This window comes from Pseudomonas sp. St316, from assembly GCF_018325905.1.
Classification (GTDB): domain Bacteria; phylum Pseudomonadota; class Gammaproteobacteria; order Pseudomonadales; family Pseudomonadaceae; genus Aquipseudomonas.
The window spans coordinates 2,370,722-2,395,008 of record NZ_AP021901.1 but is presented as its reverse complement, the minus strand read 5'-3'; the positions used below and the strand labels follow the sequence as shown (position 1 = coordinate 2,395,008).

The 24,287-nt window shown below is 61.6% G+C and carries 19 protein-coding genes and 1 pseudogene; 14 read left to right on the top strand and 6 right to left on the bottom strand.

Annotated features, from left to right (window positions below; genetic code table 11):
- The first annotated feature begins 12 nt into the window (after positions 1–12).
- The 13 genes and pseudogenes from KI237_RS10865 (at position 13) to KI237_RS10805 (ending at position 15,301) form a co-directional block, all read left to right on the top strand.
- Positions 13–1,038, top strand: coding sequence for a polysaccharide biosynthesis/export family protein (locus KI237_RS10865; protein WP_212799806.1), 1,026 nt, complete (start codon positions 13–15; stop codon positions 1,036–1,038).
- Positions 1,039–1,053: 15 nt separating this feature from the next.
- Complete coding sequence (locus KI237_RS10860; protein WP_212799805.1) at positions 1,054–2,646, top strand: GumC family protein; 1,593 nt, start codon at positions 1,054–1,056, stop codon at positions 2,644–2,646.
- Positions 2,647–2,731: 85 nt separating this feature from the next.
- On the top strand, positions 2,732–3,745 hold the full coding sequence (locus tag KI237_RS10855; RefSeq protein WP_212799804.1) for a glycosyltransferase family 4 protein: 1,014 nt from the start codon (positions 2,732–2,734) through the stop codon (positions 3,743–3,745).
- Positions 3,742–5,111: pseudogene (locus KI237_RS10850) on the top strand (O-antigen ligase family protein). Before KI237_RS10855 ends, KI237_RS10850 begins: the two are co-directional and overlap by 4 nt.
- A complete protein-coding gene (locus KI237_RS10845; protein WP_212799803.1) occupies positions 5,108–6,067 on the top strand; it encodes a glycosyltransferase in 960 nt (319 codons plus the stop codon). The pseudogene KI237_RS10850 and the gene KI237_RS10845 overlap by 4 nt, the downstream one beginning before the upstream one ends.
- The gene (locus KI237_RS10840; protein WP_212799802.1) at positions 6,060–7,196 is read left to right on the top strand and encodes a glycosyltransferase family 2 protein; all 1,137 of its coding nucleotides are present in this window, start codon (positions 6,060–6,062) and stop codon (positions 7,194–7,196) included. The genes KI237_RS10845 and KI237_RS10840 overlap by 8 nt, the downstream gene beginning before the upstream one ends.
- Before the next feature lie 12 nt (positions 7,197–7,208).
- Positions 7,209–8,213 (top strand): polysaccharide deacetylase family protein, encoded by a 1,005-nt coding sequence (locus KI237_RS10835; protein ID WP_212799801.1) that lies wholly within the window; start codon positions 7,209–7,211, stop codon positions 8,211–8,213.
- Entirely contained in the window at positions 8,210–9,514 is a 1,305-nt protein-coding gene (locus KI237_RS10830) for an oligosaccharide flippase family protein (protein WP_212799800.1), read from the top strand. Before KI237_RS10835 ends, KI237_RS10830 begins: the two co-directional genes overlap by 4 nt.
- 140 nt (positions 9,515–9,654) lie before the next feature.
- Positions 9,655–11,604 (top strand): hypothetical protein, encoded by a 1,950-nt coding sequence (locus KI237_RS10825; protein ID WP_212800585.1) that lies wholly within the window; start codon positions 9,655–9,657, stop codon positions 11,602–11,604.
- The gene (locus KI237_RS10820; protein WP_212799799.1) at positions 11,601–12,290 is read left to right on the top strand and encodes a GNAT family N-acetyltransferase; all 690 of its coding nucleotides are present in this window, start codon (positions 11,601–11,603) and stop codon (positions 12,288–12,290) included. Before KI237_RS10825 ends, KI237_RS10820 begins: the two co-directional genes overlap by 4 nt.
- A 5-nt stretch (positions 12,291–12,295) precedes the next feature.
- Positions 12,296–13,471, top strand: coding sequence for a GNAT family N-acetyltransferase (locus KI237_RS10815; protein ID WP_212799798.1), 1,176 nt, complete (start codon positions 12,296–12,298; stop codon positions 13,469–13,471).
- Positions 13,443–14,237 (top strand): ChbG/HpnK family deacetylase, encoded by a 795-nt coding sequence (locus KI237_RS10810; protein WP_212799797.1) that lies wholly within the window; start codon positions 13,443–13,445, stop codon positions 14,235–14,237. The genes KI237_RS10815 and KI237_RS10810 overlap by 29 nt, the downstream gene beginning before the upstream one ends.
- 125 nt (positions 14,238–14,362) lie before the next feature.
- Positions 14,363–15,301 carry an alpha/beta hydrolase gene (locus KI237_RS10805; protein WP_212799796.1) on the top strand — a complete coding sequence of 313 codons (939 nt, stop codon included), beginning with the start codon at positions 14,363–14,365 and terminating at the stop codon, positions 15,299–15,301.
- A gap of 522 nt (positions 15,302–15,823) precedes the next feature.
- On the opposite strand, the gene KI237_RS10800 is transcribed toward KI237_RS10805, so the two are convergent.
- The 6 genes from KI237_RS10800 to KI237_RS10775 are packed head-to-tail and all read right to left on the bottom strand — an operon-like array spanning position 15,824 to position 21,775.
- Entirely contained in the window at positions 15,824–17,566 is a 1,743-nt protein-coding gene (locus KI237_RS10800; protein ID WP_212799795.1) for an ABC transporter substrate-binding protein, read from the bottom strand.
- 48 nt (positions 17,567–17,614) lie between these two features.
- Positions 17,615–17,887 (bottom strand): DUF2160 domain-containing protein, encoded by a 273-nt coding sequence (locus tag KI237_RS10795; RefSeq protein ID WP_212799794.1) that lies wholly within the window; start codon positions 17,885–17,887, stop codon positions 17,615–17,617.
- Between the two features lie 10 nt (positions 17,888–17,897).
- A complete protein-coding gene (locus tag KI237_RS10790; protein WP_134925077.1) occupies positions 17,898–18,698 on the bottom strand; it encodes a carbohydrate ABC transporter permease in 801 nt (266 codons plus the stop codon).
- A gap of 10 nt (positions 18,699–18,708) precedes the next feature.
- Positions 18,709–19,575, bottom strand: a complete 867-nt coding sequence (locus KI237_RS10785; RefSeq protein ID WP_030142069.1) for a carbohydrate ABC transporter permease — start codon at positions 19,573–19,575, stop codon at positions 18,709–18,711.
- Positions 19,572–20,681 (bottom strand): ABC transporter ATP-binding protein, encoded by a 1,110-nt coding sequence (locus tag KI237_RS10780; protein ID WP_212799793.1) that lies wholly within the window; start codon positions 20,679–20,681, stop codon positions 19,572–19,574. Before KI237_RS10780 ends, KI237_RS10785 begins: the two co-directional genes overlap by 4 nt.
- Complete coding sequence (locus tag KI237_RS10775; RefSeq protein ID WP_212799792.1) at positions 20,681–21,775, bottom strand: ABC transporter ATP-binding protein; 1,095 nt, start codon at positions 21,773–21,775, stop codon at positions 20,681–20,683. Before KI237_RS10775 ends, KI237_RS10780 begins: the two co-directional genes overlap by 1 nt.
- Positions 21,776–22,194: 419 nt before the next feature.
- Between KI237_RS10775 and KI237_RS10770 the strand changes: the two genes are divergently transcribed.
- Positions 22,195–24,039, top strand: coding sequence for a sigma-54-dependent Fis family transcriptional regulator (locus KI237_RS10770; protein ID WP_212799791.1), 1,845 nt, complete (start codon positions 22,195–22,197; stop codon positions 24,037–24,039).
- Positions 24,040–24,287: the final 248 nt, after the last annotated feature.

Here is a 24,287-nt window from a genome sequence, read left to right as displayed (position 1 = left end):
AAGGATGACGAGATGAACGCCAGAATGCTTGTCCTGCTGTTGCTGCCGCTTGCCGGTTGCTCCAGCACCAGTGATACCACCTCGATGCCGGTGCAGATCCTCACGGCTGAGCCGGCCAACGCCCAGGCCACCGACATGCCCAAGGTCGAACAGACCCTGCGGCCCCAGGACGTGCTCAATGTGATCTTCCACATCAGCACCACCGGTCCCCAAACCTATCGCGTGCAGCCGGGCGACCAGGTGGCCCTGAACTTCACCGCCGCCAGCCAGCTCAATGGCACGCAGCAAGTCATGCCGGATGGCAGCATCGAACTGCCGGGCGCCAACACCGCGGTCAAGGTCGGCGGCTTGACCACCGACGAAGCCCGGCTCGCGGTGCAACGGGCCTACGACCAGAAGATGCTCTTCCAGCCCAATCGCAACCAGTTGACGGTGCTGGTCACCAGCCCGCTGGCCGGCGAGAACAGCCTGCGCAACACCTTGAACCACCCCGGCACCGGCATGACCCGGGAAATCACCGTGGGCCGGGACGGCTACGCGAGTTTTCCGGAAATCGGCTCCGTGCCGCTGCAAGGCATGACGGTCACCCAGCTGGAAGCCTTCCTCAATGAGCGCTACACCCAATTGCCCGGGCACATGACCGTCGATGTGCTGCTCAAGTCCACCGCCGGCAACGAGATCTATGTCCTCGGTGAAGTGGCTCAACCCGGTTCCTACCCGATCCGCCGGCCGATCTCCGTTCTCGAGGCGCTAACCCTGGCCCGGGGCACGAACGTCAAGGCAAGGCTCGACTCGGTGGTCATCATGCGCCGCAACGGCAATATGGTCGAAGCTCGCCACTACGACGTGGAGAAGGCCTTGAGCGGCGACGCATCGCAGATCGCCTACCTGCAACCGGAAGACATGCTGTTCGTGCCCAAGACCAAGCTAGCCAGCGCCGGCGAACTGGCCAGGCAACTGGCCGACGTGGTGTTGTTCCAGGGCGTTGGCGTCAGCTTCGGCTACCGCCTCGACAACAAAAGCAGCAACAGCAACTGACCCAGGTGATCGATCATGAACCCCAAGGAAAACTATCTGCACGAGTTCTTCAGGATCTTCTTCGCCAACAAGCAGTGGGTGAAGCGCGTCTTTCTGATTTTCGCCGTGATCGCCCTGGTGCTGCCGTTGATGCTCAAGCAGAGCTTCGATATCACCGCCCAGGTGATCGTCCAGTCGAAAAAACTCTCCCAGGGCGACGCCACGACCTCGCTGAACCAGGAAAACGCGACGTTTGTTCCACCGTCGCTGGCGGACATGGAAACCGAGAGCAACATCCTGCGCTCGCCGGCGTTGATTCGCGAAACCATCAAGACCCTGCGCGAACAGGGCGAATACACCCCCAGTCCAGGCATTCTCAACAGATGGGTGAGCGAACCGTTCAAGCGCTACGTCACCCAGCCATTGCGCGAGTACGTCATCAACCCGGTGCGCGACAGCCTGGGACTTGAGGTCGATCCGATGCGCGACACCGTGCTCGATACGTTGACCGACGAAGCCATCGAAAACCTGAAGATCGAGACCCTGCCCGGCTCCAATGTCATCTCCATCGTCTACAGCTTCGGTGACCCGACCCAGGGCACCCGGTTCGTGGCGCAACTGCTGCAGAACTACCTCGGCAGCCGTCAGGACCTGCAATCGATCGAGCTGCCGCAGACGTTCTATGAGCAGAAAAAGCTTCAGTACCAGACGCGCCTCGATGGCTTGGAGGGCAACCGCCTGGCACTGCTTGAAGGCATCAGTTCGTCCGATCCCAAGGAGGAGATCACCTTCCGCCTGAACGCCATCAACACCGAAGAGCAGGCCTTGAACTTGTTTCAGGACCGTTTCCTGCAAAGCCAACGCTGGCTCGATTACCTGAAGACCAGTCTCGCGGCGGCGAACAGCACGCGGTTCAACGACTACACCTTCCCGTTCACCTTCACCACCACCGTGGACAACATTGCCTTCGAAGACCGGGAAATCAGGCAACTGGGCGAGCAACTGACCAGCCAGGTCAGCCGCTACATGAACGACCTGGCGATCTTCCAGCCCGGCAGCGAACCCATGCTGCTGGCCCGGGATCAGATCGTGCGCACCCGCCAGCAGTTCCTGAAAGTGGTGAACAACCGCATTCAAGAACGCACCACCGACCTGGCGGTGGTCAGCTCGGTGATCAATCAGAAGGTCGAGCGTATCGCCGCCTTCAAGGAGCGCATCCATCAGCTCCAGGAAACCCAGAGCAAGCTGCGGCAGATGGACACCGAGATCAATGCCCTGCATGCGGCGTTCTCCACCTATGCGCAGCGGTTCGCCGAAGCCAGCTCCGTCCGTTCACTGGACAACGACCTGTCCAACGCCCGCGTCTTGAGCCCGCCATACGAACCGACCGCCGCAGCGTTTCCCAAGCCGATGCTGATCATCGCGTTCGGTTTGTTCAGCGGCCTGCTGTTGGCGATCGCCCTGGTCTATGTACGTGAGTTCTTCGACCATCGCTTCAAGCATCCTGCGCAAATCAGCCACCAATTGGATCTGCCGGTGCTGCTGGTGATCAACGAGCAAACGCCCGATCAGATCAACCCGCATCGCAACTGGAGCGTGCCCAGTCTTGTTCATTGGGTGAAAAATTGAACGCGCCGTTCAGCCCGTCCCACCACAGCCCCCCCTGTCGATCATTCATCTGCTCGACAGCGGTGGCTTCTATGGAGCCGAGCGGATGCTGCTCGATCATTGTGTGGCGACGCCCGGCCAGCATCAGGTGCTGTTCCTGGCGGCGCCGCCGACCTTGATCACGCGGTTCCGTCAGGCCGGGGTCGACTGCCACCATTGCGCCAATTGGGCCGAACTGTTGCAGCATCTGCGGCAACGGCGCGCCGAGCGCCCGCTGATCAATACGCACAATTTCAAGGGCCTGTTGTTCGGCTGGGCCGCGGCCACCCTGTTGCACCTGCCGCTGGTGATCACCCAGCACGGCTTCACGCCACGCAGCCCCAAGCAACGCTTCTATACGTGGTTGAGCCTTCAACTGTGCCGCACCGCGCCGGTCAAGCGAGTGGTTTGCGTGGCCGAAAGCATCGCGGCGCTGCACCGCCAGGCCAGCGTGAAAGCGGAAAAGCTCGACGTAATCCCCAACGGCCTGCCCGCCATCACCACGCCGCTGCCCCATCGCGACGACAGGCAACACTGGCGGGTCGGCTACGTCGGTCGCTTGAGCAGCGAGAAAGGCCCGGATCTGTTCCTCGACGCCTTGATCCCACTGTGCCAGCGCCATGCATCGCTGCACGCGGTGATGCTCGGCGACGGCCCGGAACGCCAGCCCTTGCTCAAGCGCATCGCCGACGCCGGGTTACCCACGCGCATCGAACTGCCCGGTTATCAGACCGATATGAACGTCTGGTGGAGCCGCCTCGATGTCCTGGTGATCAGCTCACGCACCGAAGGCACGCCGATGATCCTGCTCGAAGCCATGCAGGCCGGCGTACCGGTGGTGGCGTTCGGCGTCGGTGGTATTCCCGATGTGCTGCAGGATCGTCACAACGGCCTGCTCGCCACGCCAACCGACGCCGATGAGTTGGCCCGCCAGATCGAAACGCTGTTCAGCGAACCGCCCCTGGCGCAGATCCTCGCCGACAACGCACGCCGCACCCAACGCGACCGCTACGACCTGCGCACGCTGGCCGAACGCTGGTCGCAGCTCTATATCCGCACCGCACGGGAGGCCCGGCCATGATCGTCCCGCTCTCGATCGTCAGTCTGCTGGGGCTGGTCTGCCTGGCATTGCTGGCCAGCCCTTATCCGTTCCTGGCACCGGGCGCGGTGCTCGGCCTGGTCGGCGTCGCCATGCTGTACCGCAAGCCCGCCTGGGGCCTGCTGGGCATTGCCGCGCTGGTGCCGTTCGAAGGCCTGTTCAAGGACAGCGCGTTTTCCGCCACCAAGTTCTTTGGCCTGGCGCTGATCCTGATCCTGATTTTGCAGTTGGCCCTGCGCCAGATTCCCGCGACACGCTTGCGCAGCAATATCTGGAAGCCCCTGATCGGCTTCATGATGCTGTATGGCCTGAGCTTGTTGATTTCGGAAAACATGGACCTGTCCCTGACGCAGCTGCGTGAACTCACAGTAGGGCTGATCCTGTTCGTGATCACGTTGCTGATCGGTCGCGAGCTGAACCTGGAGATATTCGCCCGGCTGATGACAGTGAGCGTCGCCACCACCTGCGTGCTCGCGATGTTTTCGGCCAAATACCAGGATCAAGGCCGCGCCTCAGGTTTGCTGGAAGACCCGAACGCCTTTGCGCTGTTGATTGCGTTTACCATACCGCTGGCATTGTTGTTGACCATACGCAGCCAAAACCTGCTGCACCGGTTGTTCTGGGGGGCGGTCTCATCCTGTTGCTGGGCGGCATGACCAAGACCGAATCGCGTTCAGGGCTGGTCGTGCTGGCGCTCAGTCTGATCATCGGGTTGTATCACTATCGGGCGCAGCTGCCACGCGTACGTCCTCGGCACCTGGGGTTCGCGATGCTCGGCCTGGCACTCATGGTCCCGGCGACATTCGCCTTGATGCCTGCTGGCTACGTGGCACGCATCCAGTCATTGAGCATCCTCAGTTCCGGCACCAACGCCCACCAGGACGGCTCCTTGGGTCGCCGCGCCTCGTACATTGTGGTGGGCAGCCAGATGATCCGCGAGAAACCGATACTCGGTTCAGGCCCCGGAACGTTTCCGGAGCACTACGCGCCCACCGGCTACGCCAAGGTATTCTCAGCCAATCGTAAACGCGGGGATCTGTACCGCCAGGCCCATAACACCTACCTGGAAATCTTCAGCGAAATCGGCGTGCCAGGCGGCTTGATGTTTGTCGGTACCATTGGGCTGGGCCTCTATAACCTGATGCGCGCGCGCAAACTCTGGCTCCAGCGCCGGGACTGGGCCCAAGCGGACCTGTTGACGCACCTGGGCATGAGTTTCCTGTCGCTGGCGTTGTTCCTGATGTTCCTCAGCGCGCCGAACCACAAATTGCTGTGGATCATGCTCGCCTTGACCAGCCTGTTGCGCTACGACGCCGAACAAGCCGAACCGCAGGAGGCCCGCTCATGAGCCGCCTGAGCGTCGTCATCCCGATGTACAACGAGGCCCGGCACATCGGCCGCACGCTGCGGGCGGCGCAGCAAGCCGCTCGGCAGGCGCAGCTGGACTGCGAGTTGATCGTGGTGGACAACGGTTCGGACGACCACGGCCCGCGCATCGCCAACGAGCTGGGCGCGCGAGTGCTGATCGTACCTGGCGTGCACATCGGCGCCCTGCGCAACCGAGGCGCGGCGCTCGCCAGTGGTGAATGGCTGGTGTTCATCGACGCCGACATCGAAATGCCCGCCGACGGGTTCAAGCGGCTGATCGAAATGCAAGGCAGCCAAGGCGATGTGCTGGGCCTCGACCTGGACACGCCCGGACCGGCGCCATGGTTCGCCCGCGCCTGGCAGCGCCGTAACCAACGTCCGGGTTCGCTCCCCTTGCACCGGGTGCAGTGGCTGCCCAGCGCCAACCTGCTGATGCGCCGTAGCTGGTTCGAACAGGTCGGCGGCTTCGACGAAACCCTGCGCACTGGCGAAGACAAGGATTTTTCCCTGCGCTTGCGTCAAGCCGGCGCGCAATTGTTGCTGGTCAACGAAAGCGTGGCCCTGCATTGGGGCTACGAAGCCAGCTGGCGCGAGTGGATGAGCAAGGAGCTGTGGCGCCAGGGCAGCCACTGGCAGTTGTTGCGCAGCCATGGGCCGAGCCTGCGCCTGTTGCGCTTCCCGGCGCTTTCAATTGGCGCCTGGGGCCTGGACGTCCTGGCGCTGATCGCCCTGCTCCAGGGTCAGGCACGCCTGGGCCTGACCCTGCTGTTGATCAGCACGTTGCCGGCCCTGGTTCAGAGCCTGCGCCAGAGCCAGCGCGACCCGCATTTGACCTTGCAGTTATGGGCCTTGCACGGGGTGCGCCTGCACCTGACGGGCGCCGCGCTGCTACTCAATCTTTTTCAATGGAATGTCAGGAGACCTGCCCGTGGCTGAGTTCTTTTACTGGTCCTGTCTATTGCTGCCGGTGTACGCCTACCTCGGCTACCCCGTGCTGTTGACCTTGCTCACCCCCCTGTTTCCGGTGAGGCGCTACACCACGGCAGTGCCTATGAACGTCAGCATTGTCATCGCCGCCCATAACGAGGCGCGGCACATCGAAGCGAAATTGCGCACGCTGCTGGCCCAGGATTACTCGGCACGCTCGCTGCAAATCATCCTCGCCAGCGACGGTTCCACCGATGATACGGTGGCCTGCGCGCGCAAAGTGATCGACCCGCGCGTCACCGTTTTCGACCTGCCACGCCAGGGCAAGGCGGCCGCCCTCAATACCGGCGTGGCCCACAGCACCGGGGAAATTCTGGTGTTCACCGACGCCGACAACCAATGGTTCCCGGACACGCTCGGCCATTTGCTGGCGCCGCTGGGAGATCCGGAAGTCGGTGCCTGCGCAGGCCATATGGAAATTCCCGTACCGGGCAAGGGCCTGAGCCTGGGAGACAGCCTGTATCGGCACTACGAAGGCTGGCTGCGCCGGGTCGAAAGTCGTACCGGCTGCATGGTCTCGGCTGACGGCGCCTTGCTGGCCTTGCGCCGGGCGTTGTTCCAACCGATACCGGCGCAAGTCAACGATGATTTTTTCCTCAGCACCTGCGCGCCGGCGGCTGGCAAGTCCATCGTCTATGCCCCCCGGGCGCGGGTGACCGACCAGGGCGTGGATGAAGCCGACAAGCAGTTTCGCCGTCGCCAGCGGGTCACCGTCGGCGGGTTGCAGAGCCTTGCCCAGCGCCGTGAGTTGCTCAACCCGCTGCGTCACGGGCTCTATGCCATCGGGCTGATCAGCCACAAGCTGATCCGCCGCCTGGCGCCGGTTTTATTGCTGCCGTTACTGCTGAGCAACGTTTGGTTGTGGAACGAGCAGGTGTTTTATCGCCTGAGCCTGATGGCGCAACTGCTCGGCTATGCCATGGCGCTGATCGGGTTGATGGACGCTGGCCACCGCCTGCCCCGACCGTTTCGCCTGGCCGCGTTCGTGCTGGTGACGCTGGCGGGCATGAGCATCGGGCTCTGGCAGTTTCTGCGAGGCCAGCGCTACAGCCAATGGAACCCCGAGCAGAATCGCTAAGGAGCACGGCTGATGTCGATCAAATACGTCTTCAAGCGCACCGGCGGTTGGCTGTACCTGAACACGTCCCTGGGTCGCCATCCCTTGCGTGGCGCCGGCGTCATCCTGATGCTGCACCGTGTGCTGAACAACGACCGCGCCGCCGAGCTGCCCCATCGCAACGAGTTGTGCGTGGGGCCCGAGGCATTCGAACACTTGTTGATCTGGCTGCAACGGTATTTTGAATGCGTGCCCCTGATGACCTTGTTGCTGGCCGATCCTGAAAGCGTTCCGAACCGTCCCCGGGTAGCCCTGACCTTCGACGATGGCTGGCGCGACAACGCCATGAACGCCTTTCCCCTGCTGCGCCAGTACCAGGTGCCCGCGAGCATTTTCCTGTCCACCGATTTCGTCGGCAGTCGCCAGCATTTCTGGTGGGAAAGCATCGGCGAAACCCTCTGGGGCAGCCATGGGCAGGTAGCACGGCACTCGCTGATCGAGCAGTTGCAGCACGTCGGTCGGCCGTTGCCGGTGTTGCTCGACGACATCGATGACGAGCGCCGCAGCCTGGCGCTGCTGCACTATCTGCAGAGTCTCAAGGCCCTCGACCCAAAAACCTTGAGCGACCTCACCAGTGCCTGCCCGCAAGGTTCCCAGCCCCAGGCGCTGGACTGGCCCCAGGTGCGCATGCTGGAAGATTCCGGCCTGGTCCGCTTCGGTCCCCATGGCGCCAGCCACGCGATCCTGACCAGGCTGGACGACCAGCGCCTGCATGAAGAACTGACCCGCAGTTGGACAGCCCTGGAAAATGGCTGCGCCCAACCCCTGCCGGTGTATTGCTACCCCAACGGCGACAATGACGTCCGTGTGCGCGAGCAGGTGGCGGCCCACGGTTTTGCGTTCGCACTGGGCACCGAGGCCGGACTGTATCGCCATGACGGCGACCCTCTGAACCTGCCACGTTTTGGCGTCAGCCAGCGCAACGCCTGTCACCCTGAATTGTTGGCCTGGCGCATTCGCCAAGGAGCCCGCTCATGAACCGCGCACATTATCTGAAGCTCTTGGCGTTGAGCATGGGCACGAGCCTGGCGATGATCGGTTTGCGCCTGTTGCGCAACGTGTTGCTGGCACGGATCCTGGGACCCAGCGAACGCGGGCTTCTGGCGCTACTCAGCACCCTGCCGGACCTGATCAGCGCCATCACCAGTGGCGGCCTGAATTCCGCCGTGGGTTATCAGGCGGCGCAGCACCGCTCGATGAGCTTGTTGCTCAGCCACGTGCTGGTCTTCGGTTGTCTGCTGGCGGGGTTGCTGACCCTGCTGGTGGTGGCGCTGGTGCGTGAGTTCGGCGCCGAACTGGACGTCACCACGCAACTGGGACTGCTGGCCTGGCTGCTGTTGCTGGCCGTGCCGCTGGCGGTGCTCAAGAGCGGCCTGCTGACGCTGCACAATGCATCCGGCGGTGTCGGCGCGTTCAACGCCTTGCGGCTGATGGAGTCCCTGGTCCCACTGCTGCTGTTCGTGGTGCTGTTCTGGATGTGGAAAGACGCGGCGCTGGAAGCGGCTCTGATCAGCTGGCTGGCGGGCCTGAGCCTGGTAGTACTGGCGGGCTGGATGTGGTTGCGCCGGGATCATGCGTTCACTCTGCGGTGGGATCGCACCGTCCAGAACGAACTGTTGCGTTATGGTGTCCGCAGTCATCCGGACCTGTTGTTCCAGCAACTGATGCTGCGCTCGGACTTCCTGTTCATCGGCGCACTGCTGGGCAGCACGGCGTTGGGGCACTACGCCATGGCCAGCGCGGCGGCCGAACTGCTGCATATCGTGCCGGAAGCGGTCACCACGCCGCTGATGAAACGCCTGCTGCAGCAAGACACAGATATGAAGCGCCTGACCCCGCTGGCCTTGCGCCTGACCTCCACGGCCATGCTGGGCGCCTGCCTGGGCATGGTACTGGTCGGCGAATGGCTGATCGTCACCCTGTTCGGCATCGCCTATCAACCGGCGTACCCGGCCCTGCTGGCGCTGCTGCCAGGGGTGTTCGGGTTGTGCTTTGCGAGCATCCTGCGCCTGGACCTGCTGGGCAAGAACCGCCCCGGCACTGTTTCGCTGCTGATGGGCGGGGGGGCGCTGTTGAACCTGGCGCTGAACCTGATTTTGATCCCGCACTACGGCATCGTCGGTGCTGCCGCCGCGTCCTCGATCGCCTACCTGGGTGTCACCCTGGCAATGCTTGTATTGTATTGCCGCCTCAGCGGCGTGGCGCTGTGGCAGACGCTGATCATCCTGCCCAGCGATTTGCTGCCAATGCGGCTGATGCTACTGGGGAAATCCGCTTGAATACCGTCGCCAGTCTGACCGCCATCGCGAGCAAGCTCGCTCCCACAGGGTCCGGTGTTGGACATGGCATCTGCATCCACCGCAGATCTACTGTGGGAGCGAGCTTGCTCGCGATGGGGCCAGTGCGGCGCATACTCAAAATGGGCGGCTGCCTGTGTTTCCTGCTCTTGGCAACCTCGGCCCAAGCAGCATCCATGCAATGGACCGGTATCCGTGACGGCAGCCTATATCTGCAAACCGACCGCCCGGACTCTGTCACCGTGCGCTGGGTGCCCGCCTGGATAGCCGAGGCCAATACCGAACACCTGTATCTGCTCGACGGCCAGGGACGATTGGCCGGAGAGCGCCTGGTCAAGGCGGATCAGACCCGTGGCGAACAGCAATGGCCGCTGCTGCCGGGGGCAGCCAGTTATCGGCTGGAAATTCCCGGCTACAGTTTTCGGCGCTATAGCGTTGAACACGACGCGCGCACCCGCGCCCTGTTTGCCCCGGCCAAGGTGCATTTCAGTGCTGAGACCCACGACGGCGATGAGCTGTATTTCAAAGTCGCAGCCGGCGAACGGGCCGTGCTGGCAGGCAAGTTCCACGGCGGCGTACGTGCGCTGCAAGCCCGGCGCGTCGACGACGCAAAGCAGTTGCAACTCAATCTCAAGCCATACCAGGCCTATTGGCAATTCGATCAGGTGGCCCTCCCGGTAGCGGACGTGGACCAAATCTGGCGTCTGCATCTGCAAGGCAACGGCAAGGCCGCGTTCTGGTTGGACGGCACCGCCAACCTGTTCGCCCAAGACCCCGCGCACCTGCAACCACTTCGCCAGGATCCGGGACAGACCCACCTGACGCTGTACCCCGAGGCGCTCGGCACGACCCCCAAGCTGGGCATATACCTGCCCTATGAGTTACTGCCGCCCTCCAGCTACGCGATGCTCGATGCCCTCAAACCCCAGGCAGCCAGCCTCTACAGCCTAGTCGATGTAATGGCGGCCAATGCCAATCATGAAGATGCCTTCCGAGGCTTGTACCGGGGTCGCTTCGGCATCAGCCAAGATATCACCCTGCTGGCCGCCAGCCAGCGCCGCGCGGATCTGCAGGCCGACCGAACCAGTCTCAGCGGCTTGCAAGCCTGGCTCAAGTCGACCCGGGCTTCGGGCAACAACGGCATCCATTACCTCAGTTTTGCCGATGAGCCAAACCGGAACTACCCAGACTTCGCCAGTTTCCAGCAACTGTTCCAGAGCATGGCTGCTCAGGTCCGCGCCGATCCCGCCAACGCACGCGCGGGTGTGCGCATCGCCATACCCGCCAGCTCCCAGTTCACCAACGGCCCCTTCGCCGAAAATGCGGCTGACAAGCGCGGGATCGATTGGGCACGGCGCCTGCTCGCGACGTCCGACGACCAGATCGATGCCCTCGCCTGGCATCAATGGATGATCCGCGATCTGCTGGCGACCCGGGTCTACCGCGACAGTGTCCGTCAGGCCGCCAACCTGGTTGGACTGGACCGCCAGGGCCGGCCCCGCAAAGCGTTGCTGTTGGACCAGACCAACATATCCAGCGGTTCGAGCCTGAGCCCTTACGATCAGGAAACCCACTACGCCGCCTTGTGGTGGACATCGGTGGCGATCAACGCCTCCGCGGATGGTTGGCTCGACATGCTCAACTGGTTCATGCTCGCCGACGAACCTGAATATCCCAAAGGCATGGTGCGGGTGCTGGACGATCAGCACTTCGAGCTCAAGCCCGTGGGCCTGGCTCAGCAGTTCATTCAACAGCACTGGCTGAATCAAGTACTGCGCCTGGACAACGATGCTTTTGAAGTCGATGTACTGGCGATGGCCACCGGCAAGCAACGCAATCTGCTGGGTGTAAACAAAAGCACGCGAGCCCATCAGGTCAGCCTCGACGGCACGGCCTGCCCTCAACCAGGCATGACCCTGGTGTATTTCGGCCCGGACAGCCGTAGCCAAAGCGCCGCATTTGATTGCAAGGCCGGTCAGGTCGGGTTTCTCCTGCCAGGGGAAACCGTGTTCGCCCTCAGTTGGACGGCTCCCCTTTCCCCCAGCCCTGCCACCCGTCAGGAGGCACCATGAACGCTCTGGAAAAATTGCGTGATCGCATTCAAAGAAAAGGTCTGCACGCCGTTCTAAAGCAGCTATGCAGACGCTACCTATTTTCCCATACCCGACTGGTGTGGCTGGAGCACGATGTGCGGATCCCGCTCCCCCCACATAACCTCAAACCCTACCCACCCATGCGCCTGGAACACATCACGGTCAGCAATGCCGATGCTTTTGCCCGGCACTTCGGCGACCGTGTCGAAACCATGCGCGAGCTGGCGGCCGAAGGCTACACAGGCTTGATGTACCTGGATGATCAGGGCGACACCGTCGGGTTCGCCTGGGCCAGTACACGGGACTATTTCGACCGTCATTTCTATCATTGCAACTTTGCGATCAAGCCTGGCGAGTACTTTCAGTTCGGTGGCGAGGCGATCCGTGAGTACTGGGGTTCCAGGATTTCGGCGGACATGCAGTTGGAGGTGTGGAAAGTCATGGCGGACCACGGTTGCAACACAATGGTCGATGTCTGCGACTTGCAAAACATCCAGGCGATCAAGATGCATATTCGCATGGGCTTCCAGGAGCGCGGGCAGATCACCCACCTGTACCGCTTGTTCGGTCGCTGGCGGTTTCTGCGCAATACGTCATACACCGGCACGGCACTGGAGGCCTTTCGTAAACCGGCCCAGCCGGCTGCCTCGACTTCGGCGACCTGACCCCCGTGGCGATCCGGTTCCAATGGTGTCGCTCCCTGGGCGCCGCGGACTTTCCTGTATCAGCTTATGAACAGCTGCGAACCCAGGTGGCCGACGCAACACCGTTCAACACCCTGGCCTGGCTGCAAGCGGCGGAATTCGCGCTGTTGCCCGAGCAGCAATTGCATGTGCTGCTGGGCTGGCAGGACCAGGCCTTGTGCCTTTGCCTGCCCCTGATATCAGGACTTGAACGTATCGGCGGGCTGCGGTTCCGGGTATTGCATCACTTGGGTTTTCCAATGGCCGACCGCATCGCCCTGCTGGCACGCCTGGACGCCGAAGGCATGGGCCAGGCGCTGACGCAGATCCGTCAACACTTGCCTCACGCGTTACTGCAATTGAATGAAGTGATCGAGCCGGTCGGTGAGCAAAGCGTCCTCAGCGCCTGGATGGCGCTGAGTTCCACCGGAGAGCGGCGAGTCAGTTGCCGGGTTCCGGTGCACCTGATCAGCGAGAGCGATCATCAAGAGATCTCCGGTGATCCCCGCTACAAGCTGCGTCGAGCACGCAAGCGAATCGCTGCTTGTGGTGCCGAGATCCGCCGCATAACCCCAGACGCCATCAGCATGGGGTCATTGTTGCGAGCCCTGGCCTATGTCGAGGACGCCAGCTGGAAAGGCGAGGAAGGTGTCGGCATCTTCACCACCCCCATTCGCCGGCAATGGATGACCCATGCCTTTACCGCCCTCGCTGCCCAAGGCATGGTGCGGGTGGTGATGCTGGAGCTGAACGGCGAATGCATCAGCTATCGCCTCGGCCTGCTGGACCAGGGACGGCTGTACGACTACAACCTGGCGTTCCTGCCGCAACATGCCGACCTGGGCAGCGGCCGGGTGTTGCTCGATGAGTGGATTCGCTGGGGGCTGGACGAGAACTGGCGCTGGATCGACGCATCACGGGTCAGCCTGGAGAACTCCAGCCATCAGTTACACGAACGCATGACCGGCCAACTGGAACACTGGCGCTGGAGTTTTTATTCATGGCAGCCCGGTGGCTTGCTCCTGGGGTTTGCCCTGCGACTATGGAAAAGCTTGAAGCCATGGTTTGGCAAACGCCGAAGCAAACCGACCGCGACGACGGCATCGTCCTCCCCCAAGAACCAGGAGAATACGAATGCCTCGTCAAGTGATCGTCAACGCTGACGACTTCGGGCTCAGCCTCAGTGAAAACGCGCTGATCCTGCGGGCCTTCGAGACCGGCGTGATCAGTTCGGCCACGGCCATGGCCAACATGCCGGGGTTCGAGCAGGCGTGTGAAATGGCCCGGCAACCGCTGCTCAACGGCCACGTTGGCCTGCATTTCAACCTTAGCTACGGCCCGCCGCTGGGCCAGGCGATCACCTCGCGACCGGTTTTTTGCGACGCCAATGGCCAGTTCGACCTGAACCTGTCGCGCTATTGCCTGCGCCTGGGTTCAAAGGATCTGGCGGCGGTGGAAGATGAACTGCAGGCGCAATGGCAACACTGCCTGGACCACGGCCTGCGACCCAGCCATCTCGATTCCCATCAACATGTGCACAACATCTGGCCCATCGGCGAACTGGTGGCCCGCTTCGCCGCCAGGCAAGGCGTGCCCATGCGCCTCGCGCGCAACCTGGGGGCGAACTTGAACCCGCCCAAGCGCATTTTCAAAACCCTGTTCAACCGGCGCATTCGCGGCCTGTGCGGTGCGACAGCGGACTACGTCTGCACCCCAGCCGACCTGGACTACGCCGCGCCACCGGCCTATGGCTCGCTTGAGGTCATCGTGCATCCGATGCAACTGGACGGGGATTTTGGCGATGCCAGCCTGAGGCCAGGCGAGTCGTTGACCCAAGTACTGCACAAACGCCTGGCGGGCGTGCCCAAGGTCGCGTACGGCCGGGCCGCGCAGGCATTGACGCCGGTTGAGTACGGGGATGTGCACTGACAGGGGCACGGTGTGTACCCATGGCGAGGGCGTTTGCTACCTCGCCACGGCCGTCCGAAATCCCTGCGTCGCTTGCGGAGAATCTGCTACAAGGCATCTTCCATTTCCAGTAGCGAACTGCACCGATGCCTTCACTCTTACTTTCTGGCCTGAAACGACGCTGGTTGGCCTGGCTGTGCATGAGCGCATTGGTGGTTGGCCTGCCCGTGGGCTGTGCAGTGCTGCAGCATAAGGAACGCGAGCTGGTCTTTCGCATCGAGCCGGGGACGGCGAGCTGGTTCAGTGGGCTTCCCAGCGGCGTGCAGGAATTCGATCTCAAACCCAAGAGCTTCAAGGCCGGGGAAAATATCCACGGCTGGTGGTGGCCGGCCGAACGCAAGAATGCGCCGGCCATCTTGTACTTGCACGGTGTGCGTTGGAATTTGACCGGCCAGTTGTTTCGTATCCAGCAACTGAGGGCGCTGGGCTATTCGGTGCTGGCTATCGACTACCGGGGTTTTGGCAAAAGCCGTGGGGATCTGCCGTCGGAAGCCAGCGTCTATGAAGATGCACGCATCGCTTGGGAACGCCTCAAGGTACTGCAACCGGACCCGGCCCTGCGGCTGATCTACGGTCATTCACTGGGCGGTGCCGTCGCGGTGGACCTTGCTGCGCAGTTGGGCCAGGAGGCGGCGAAGAATGGCGCTGCCCAGGTCCGAGGCCTGGTCATCGAATCCACGTTCACCTCCCTGGGCGACGTCGCCACCGCGATGGCGAATACGTCACTGCCGGTGCGCTGGTTGTTGTCGCAGAAATTCGACTCCATCGACAAAATCGGCGAGATCAACATGCCGCTGCTGGTGGTGCATGGCTCCGCCGATCGTTACGTCCCACCGCGCTTCAGCGAGCAACTGTTCAACGCAGCCCGCGAGCCCAAGCGCCTGCTGCTGGTGCCGGGGGCGACGCATAACAACAGCATGAGCCTGGCGGGCAAAAACTACCGGCAGGCATTGGATGCCCTGATGAAAAGCCCACCATCGCCCATGGCCGGAAACACCTTACCCAGCCCGGCCAAAGCGGGCTGATCACTCTCCCTTCAGATCACCACAATCCCCTGTGTGCGAGCCTGCTCGCGATAGCGTCAGCCCAGTCAGCTCGATGCAAGCTGATCCACCACTATCGCGAGCAAGCTCGCTCCCACAGAGGATTTCGTGGCGTATGCAAGGTCTGTGAGCGCCCCGAAAAAACTGTGGGAGCGAGCCTGCTCGCGATAGCGTCAGCCCAGTCAACTCGATGCAAGCTGACCCACCGTTATCGCGAGCAGGCTCGCTCCCACAGAGGATTTCGTGGCGTATGCAAGGTCTGTGAGCGCCCCGAAAAAACTGTGGGAGCGAGCCTGCTCGCGATAGCGTCAGCCCAGTCAACTCGATGCAAGCTGACCCACCACTATCGCGAGCAGGCTCGCTCCCACAGAGGATTTCGTGGCATATGCGAGGTCTGTGAACGACCCGGAAAACTGTGGGAGCGAGCTTGCTCGCGATAGCGGTACAAGCGCATACAAAAAAAACGGCACCTTTCGGTGCCGTTCGTTATCACGCTTGGGGGCTTTACTTGCGTGCCGCTTCCCATGATTTCAACAGCTCGGCGTAGCTCACTGTTTCACCTTTAGGCTTCTCGTTCGCCAGTTTCGGCTTCGGTGCGCCCGGTTGGTCGAACCAGTATTGCGCATCGCGCTCGGGGTTCATTTTCGGGGCACAGGTGGCTTGGGCCTTGGAGCGTTCCAGGCGAGTCATGATCGCGTCCTGGTCCTTGGCCAATCCATCAAGCGCCTGCTGAGGAGTCTTCTCGCCACTGGCGGCTTCGGCGATGTGGCTCCACCACAGCTGGGCCAGGCGCGGGTAGTCCGGCACGTTGGTCCCGGTCGGGGTCCATTGCACGCGGGCCGGGCTGCGGTAGAACTCCACCAGGCCACCGAGTTTCGGCGCCAGGTCGGTCATCGCCTGGGAGTTGATGTCCGACTCACGAATCGGTGTCAGGCCGACGATGGTCTTCTTCAACGACACGGTTTTCGACGTCACGAACTGCGCATAGAGCCAGGCGGCGAGTTTCTGCTTCTCAGGCGTGGATTTCATGAACGTCCAAGAGCCCACGTCCTGATAGCCCAGCTTCATGCCCTCTTCCCAATACGGACCGCGTGGCGACGGTGCCATGCGCCATTTCGGCGTGCCATCGGCGTTCACCACCGGCAGGCCCGGCTTGGTCATGTCGGCGGTGAAAGCGGTGTACCAGAAAATCTGCTGGGCGATGTTGCCCTGGGACGGCACCGGGCCGGACTCGGAGAAGGTCATGCCCGCCGCTTCCGGTGGCGCGTACTTCTTCAGCCAGTCCACGTATTTGGTGGTCGCGAACACAGCCGCCGGACCGTTGGTGTCGCCGCCACGGGTCACGCTGGAACCCACCGGATGGCAGTCCTCGACGCGGATGCCCCACTCGTCCACCGGCAAACCATTGGGCAACCCCTTGTCGCCGCCACCGGCCATGGAGAACCAGGCATCGGTGAAGCGCCAGCCCAGGGACGGGTCTTTCTTGCCGTAATCCATGTGGCCGTAGACGCGCTTGCCGTCGATTTCCTTGACGTCTTCGCTGAAGAACTTGGCGATGTCTTCATAGGCCGACCAGTTCACCGGTACGCCCAGCTCGTAACCGTACTTCTCCTTGAACTTGGCCTTCAGGTCCGCACGCTCGAACCAGTCGGCGCGGAACCAGTACAGGTTGGCGAACTGCTGGTCGGGCAACTGGTAGAGCTTGCCGTCCGGTGCGGTGGTGAAGGACGTCCCGATGAAATCCTTGAGGTCCAGGGTCGGCGAGGTGAAGTTCTTGCCTTCGTTGGCCATCAGGTCGGTGATCGATTCGGTCTTGCCGTAGCGAAAGTGCGTGCCGATCAGGTCCGAGTCGTTGACCCAGCCGTCGTAGATGTTCTTGTCGGACTGCATCACCGTCTGCATTTTCTCCACCACGTCCCCTTCTTGCAGAAGGTCATGGGTCAACTGGATCCCGGTGATTTCGGTGAAGGCCTTGGCCAGTACCTTGGACTCGTATTCGTGAGTGGTGAGGGTTTCCGACACCACGTTGATCTTCATACCGCGAAACGGCTCGGATGCCTTGATGAACCATTTGAGTTCTTCAAGTTGCTGGGCGTCCGTCAGGGTCGACGGCTTGAACTCACTGCCGATCCATTTTTTAGCGGCGTCTTCATAGGCGTCGGCCCAGGCCGCAGCACTCAACCCGCTGAGTGCCAGCATGGCTGCCAATGAAACGCTATGTCGCAGCTTATTGTTTTTATTGAACATAGAGACCTCCTGTTTGGGTTTAAGAGCCTGATCGTCGAACGCTCGCGACTAGCCCCACCGCATCACTGCCAACAGCCACACCAAAGACAACGCGAACGCTATCCAGATGCTCCAGTCAGTAGCACCGATCACCAGCATATGCAGGTAGGCGCTACCGAGAAGACCGATAAACAACCGATCGCCACGGGTGGTGGCAATCGGCAGGAAACCACGCCGAGGGATACTCGGCGAACGCAATTCCCACGTGGTCATGCCTACCAGCAGCACGGCAATGACCGCAAAGAACGCCGCCGTGGGGGCGGTCCAGTTCATCCATTCCATCATCGACTCCTCAGACCCGGCCCAGGGCAAAGCCCTTGGCCACGTGGTTGCGAACGAACCAGATCACCAGCATGCCCGGCAGGATGGTCAACACCCCCGCCGCCGCCAGCACGCCCCAATCGATGCCGGACGCCGACACGGTGCGGGTCATGACCGCCGCGATCGGCTTGGCATTCACCGAGGTGAGCGTGCGCGCCAGCAGCAGTTCGACCCAGGAAAACATGAAGCAGAAAAACGCCGTGACACCGATGCCCGAGCCAATCAACGGAATGAAAATCTTGACGAAGAACTTGGGGAAACTGTAGCCGTCAATGTAGGCGGTCTCGTCAATTTCTTTCGGCACCCCGGACATGAAGCCTTCGAGGATCCACACCGCCAGCGGCACGTTGAACAGGCAATGCGCCAAGGCCACGGCAATGTGGGTGTCGAACAAGCCGATGGACGAATACAGCTGGAAAAACGGCAACAGGAACACCGCCGGCGGTGCCATGCGGTTGGTCAGCAACCAGAAGAACAAGTGCTTGTCCCCGAGGAAGCGGTAGCGGGAAAACGCATAGGCCGCCGGCAGCGCGACGGTCAGGGAAATCACCGTGTTCAGGCTCACGTAGTACAGCGAGTTGAGGTAACCGGTGTACCAACTCGGGTCGGTGAAGATCACCTTGTAGTTATGGAAGGTAAAGTCCTGGGGCCACAGCGTCAGGCTGCCGAGGATCTCGGTGTTGCTCTTGAACGACATGTTCAGCAGCCAGTAGATCGGCACCAGCAGGAACAGGATGTAGATCAGCAGCGGTATCAGCTTTCTCTTGCTCATCGTGCGGGCCTCAACGGTTGGCGTCGGAGTGCGTCATGGCGGTATAGAACAGCCACGACACCAACAGAATGATCAGGAAGTACACCAGGGAAAACGCCGCCGCCGGGCCCAGGTCGAATTGGCCGATGGCCATTTGCGTCAGGGTCTGGCTGAGGAACGTGGTGGCGTTGCCCGGCCCGCCGCCGGTGAGCACGAACGGTTCGGTGTAGATCATGAAGCTGTCCATGAAACGCAGCATCACGGCGATCAGCAGCACGCTTTTCATCTTCGGCAACTGGATGTGCCGGAACACCGCCCAGTTGGAGGCCCGGTCGATCCGCGCGGCCTGGTAGTACACGTCGGGAATCGCCCGCAGCCCCGAATAGCACAGCAGCGCCACCAATGAAGTCCAGTGCCAGACGTCCATCACCAGCACGGTGACCCACGCGTCCATGGTGTTGGCCGCATAGTTATAGTTGATGCCCAGGCCGTTGAGGGTGGAGCCCAGCAAGCCGATGTCGGCCCGGCCGAAAATCTGCCAGATGGTGCCCACCACGTTCCACGGAATCAGCAGCGGAATCGCCAGGATGATCAGCACCAGGGACGACCATTTGCCCTTGGTCGGCATGGTCAGGGCGATGGCGATGCCCAGGGGAATTTCAATCAGCAGCACGCACGCCGAGTAGATAAACTGGCGCAGCAACGAGTCGTGCAGCCGTGGATCGAGCAGCACCTGCTTGTACCAGTCGGCGCCGACGAAGTAGCGGCTGGATTGGTCGAAGATGTCCTGCACCGAATAGTTGACCACGGTCATCATCGGGATCACGGCACTGAAGGCCACCAGCAGGAACACCGGCAACACCAGCCACCAGGCCTTGTTGTTCTGCACCTTGTTCATGGCTGCACCTCGCTTAATGGTTCCAGCAGGTATTCATCGGCATAGACCATCAGCCATTGGCCCGGAAAACTGATGTACGCAGTGCCTTCGGGCACGGGCTTGTCTTCGGCCAGGCGCACTTTCAGCGGTACGCCATCGAGGTTGAGGGTCAGGATCTTGTAGGTGCCCAGGTCTTCGACGTGAACCACGTCAGCCCGCATCGCGTCGTCGTAAGGGCCGTCCCAGACATGTACGAATTCAGGACGAATACCAACCTTCAGGGTTTTGCCCTGGGCCTGGGCAACGCGTTGTTGCAGGGTGTCGGACAGGGGCAAGTGGGTCGAGCCGAAGCCGACGCCACCGGGCTGCGCCGTGACCTCGATCAGGTTCATCCCCGGGCTGCCGATGAAGTAGCCGACAAAGGTGTGGCTGGGGCGCTCGAACAAATCCCGGGGCGTGCCGAACTGCACGATCTGGCCGCCATACATCACGGCGATCTTGTCGGCGAAAGTCGAGGCTTCCAACTGGTCGTGGGTGACGTAGACCATGGTGATGTTGAACTGCTCGTGGATCTGCTTGAGCTTGCGCCGCAGCTTCCATTTCAGGTGCGGGTCGATCACCGTCAGCGGCTCGTCGAACAGAATCGCCGACACGTCGTCGCGCACCAATCCGCGGCCCATGGAGACTTTCTGTTTTTCGTCGGCGGTGAGGTTGCGGGCCTTTTTGTCCAGCAGGTTCTGCAGGTCGAGGACCTCGGCGATTTCCTGCACCTTGGTGTGGACTCTCGCCTCGGCCATGCCCTGGTTACGCAGCGGGAACGCCAGGTTGTCGAACACGGTCATGGTGTCGTACACCACCGGGAACTGGAACACCTGGGCGATGTTGCGCCGCTCCGGGGTCAGCTCGTTGACGACTTTGCTGTCGAACATCACCTGCCCTTCGGAGGGGCTGAGCAAGCCGGAAATGATGTTGAGCAAGGTGGACTTGCCGCAGCCCGAAGGTCCGAGTAGCGCATAGGCACCACCCTGTTCCCAGATGTGGTTCATCTCGCGGATCGCGTAGTCCTCGGGGCCCGCCGGGGTGCTGGTGTAGCTGTGGGCGAGGTTCTGCAAACGAATTTCGGCCATCAGGCAACCCTCGCGATACGCTGCCCTGGGGCTTGGACCAGCTTGCCCTGGGCATCGAAGACAAACAGTTTATGGGTCGGAATATAGATGCGGATCGGCGCATCCACGTCGTACTCATGCACCCCCGACAAGTGCAGCACCAGCAGGAAATGTTCGTTGCGCACGTGCAGGAACGTCTCCGAGCCACTGATCTCGGCCACCTCGACGGTCACCGCCAGTTCGAGGTCGTCGTCGTTGCTCGGCACCAGGGAAATATGGCTGGGGCGTACGCCGAAACGGAACTCACCCTCGCCCACCGGGCGCAGGTCGACGTTCAGCGGGAAATGCACGAAATTGGCGAAGCTCACCTCGTTACCGACGATGCGCCCTGGCATGAGGTTGATCGGAGGTTCGGAGAACAATTCGGCGGCCAACACGGTTTGCGGCTGGTGATACACCGAGGACGATTTGCCGCTCTGGATTACCCGGCCCTCATGCAGGATCGTGGTGGTACCGCCCAAGGCCAACGCCTCGTTGGGCTCGGTGGTGGCGTAGACGGCGATGGTGTGGCGCGCCTGGAACAATTCGCGCATTTCCTGGCGAAGCTCTTCACGCAGTTTGTAGTCCAGGTTCACCAGCGGCTCGTCGAACAGAATCAGCTCGGCGTCCTTGACCAACGCCCGGGCCATGGCGGTGCGCTGCTGCTGACCGCCGGACAACTCCAGCGGATGACGTTTGAGGAATTTCTCGATCCGCAGCATTTTGGCGGTTTCCAGGACCTTGCCTTGGATGATCTCCTCGGACACGCCGGCCTGGCGCAATGGCGAAGCGATGTTTTCGAAAACGGTCATGGTCGGGTAGTTGATGAACTGCTGGTAAACCATCGACACGTTGCGCAGCCGCACCGGGCGCTTGGTGACGTCGACGCCGTTCATCAGGATGCGGCCGCTGTCGGGTTTGTCCAGACCGGCCATCAGCCGCATGAGGCTGGTCTTTCCGGACAGCGTGCGGCCCAACAGGACGTTGAAGGATCCGGGTTCGAAACTCAGATTGGCATCGTCGATCCAGGTCTGGCCTTCGACGGTGCGACAGATGTGCTCAAGCGTTAATGACATGGCTCGGCCTTTTTATTTTTGGAGTCAAGCGACCCGAGGCTAAAAGCGAAAGCCGTGCCAGAAATCACAAGCCTTTGATCCGCTTGAAATTTCTATTTATATGCAGGAAAAAGACGTTCGTTGATGAACACAAGTGAACAATCAGGAATGAACAACTGAACAACGAGCGGGTTGACAATGAACAATTTTGAACAACACTGAAAGAACGTTTTCGGCTAGCCCGGCCGTGCCTCCTGTGGGAGCGAGCTTGCTCGCGATTGCGGTGTGTCAGTCACATCAATGCTGCTGATCCACCGCTATCGCGAGCAAGTTCGCTCCCACAAGGGTGGCGTATTAAGTGATATTCAGGCTTGCCACGGCACAAGGAGTCTGTGCGAAACTCACCACAACAATAAAAACAGCTCCTGCGAGAGTGCCCCATGGCCGCACCTGCTCCAGCCTTGTCCCACGAGGCCATCATCCAGGCCTCCTGGTCCCGTTGCCGCGCCTTCGGTCTGAACCATCAAAGCGTGCCGGCCTTCGACCCGTTGCCCGCCCAAGGCATCGCCCAGTTGCTGGAGAGCCAGCATTCGCTGGTGCAGACCACCCACCAGGAAGTCTTGCCGTACTACGAAAACATCCTGAGCAACTCCAATTGCCTGATCATGCTGGCCGACAACCAGGGCCAAGTGCTGACCTCCTGGGGCACCCAGCGCTTTATCGAACCGAAACTGGCCCATGGCTTCAGCGCCGGGGCGAGCTGGATGGAACGCTGCACCGGCACCAACGCCATCGGCACCGCGCTGGCCTGCGAACAAGCGGTACACATCGAACACGATGAACACTTTCTCAAGGCCAATCGCTTCATGACCGGCTCCGCAGCGCCGATCTTCGATGCCGAGCGCAAGGTCATCGCGGTGCTGGACGTCTCCAGCGACAGCTATCTGCCGCCCTCCCACACACTGGGCATGGTCAAGATGATGAGCCAGACCGTGGAGAACCGGCTGATCCTCAACCTGTTTCGCGGTGAACACTTCCAACTGACCTTCAACACCGGCCTGAACAACCTCGACAGCCAATGGGCCGGGCTGCTGATTTTCGATGAGAGCGGCCAGGTCCTGTCCGCCAACCGCCGGGCCGACAACCTGCTGGGCCTGAGCCTGTCGCGGGTCAGCATCGAAAGCCTGTTCAAGGTCTCGCTGCTGGAACTGCTGAACCAACCCGACGGCTTGCCGTTCGCCCTACAAGCATCCGGCAGCAATCGTTTCCAGTGCTTGCTCAGGCGCCCGAGCCAAGTGTCGATCAAGGCTCGCGTGTTCACCGAAACAGCACCTGCGCCGGCCCTCGCCAGCAACGCTATCAGCCTCAATACCCTGCACTTCGGTGACAGCCGCGTGGAGAAAGCCGTGCGCCAGGCCGAGCGTTTGCTGGAGAAGGACATTCCACTGCTGATCCACGGCGAGACCGGCGTCGGCAAGGAAGTCTTCGTCAAAGCCCTGCACCAGGCCAGTTCGCGCTGCAAGCAGCCGTTCATTGCCGTCAACTGCGCAGCGATCCCCGCCGAATTGGTGGAGTCGGAACTGTTCGGTTATGAAAAAGGTGCCTTCACCGGCGCCAACCAGAAAGGCAGCATCGGCCTGATCCGCAAGGCCGACCGGGGCACGCTGTTCCTCGACGAGATCGGCGACATGCCCCTGCCAACCCAGGCCCGGTTGCTGAGGGTCTTGCAGGAACGTTGCGTACAGCCGGTGGGCAGCGCCGAGCTGTTCCCGGTGGACATCCGCATCATCTCCGCCACCAACCGCTCGCTGCGCGAGCAGGTGCAACTGGGGCGGTTTCGCGAAGACTTGTACTACCGCATCGGCGGCCTGACCCTGGAACTGCCACCGCTGCGCGAACGCAGCGACAAACAGGCCCTGTTCAAACGTCTCTGGGAACACCACCGCGAACCGACCCAATGGGCCGGCCTGAGCCGCGAGGTACTGGACCTGTTCGAACGCCATCCATGGCCAGGCAACCTGCGGCAGGTCAGCAGCGTGCTGCAAGTGGCCCTGGCGATGGCCGAGGAACAACCGATCCGCCCGGAACACCTGCCCGACGACTTCTTTGTCGACCTTGAAATGGAACCGGTGGAAACACCTGAGCCGCTGACGGTGGACCTGAACGATGCCGAGGACCTGAACCGTCAGTTGCAGGCGGTGGGCGGCAATATTTCACACCTGGCGCGACGGCTGGGGGTCAGCCGCAATACCTTGTACAAACGCCTGCGGCAACTTGAAAGCTGATACGAAACCTGTGGGAGCGAGCCTGCTCGCGAAGACGTCGGATCAGCCAACATCCATGTTGAATGACACACCACTATCGCGAGCAAGCTCGCTCCCACAGGGGGATTTGTGGCGAATGCGATACCCGAGAACAACTCGGAAAAAACTGTGGGAGCAACGCTTGCTCGCGATGCAGGCGACACGGTTCAACTGCAAGACCGAGTCATCGTTCATCGCGAGCAGGCTCGCTCCCACAGGGGGATTTTTGG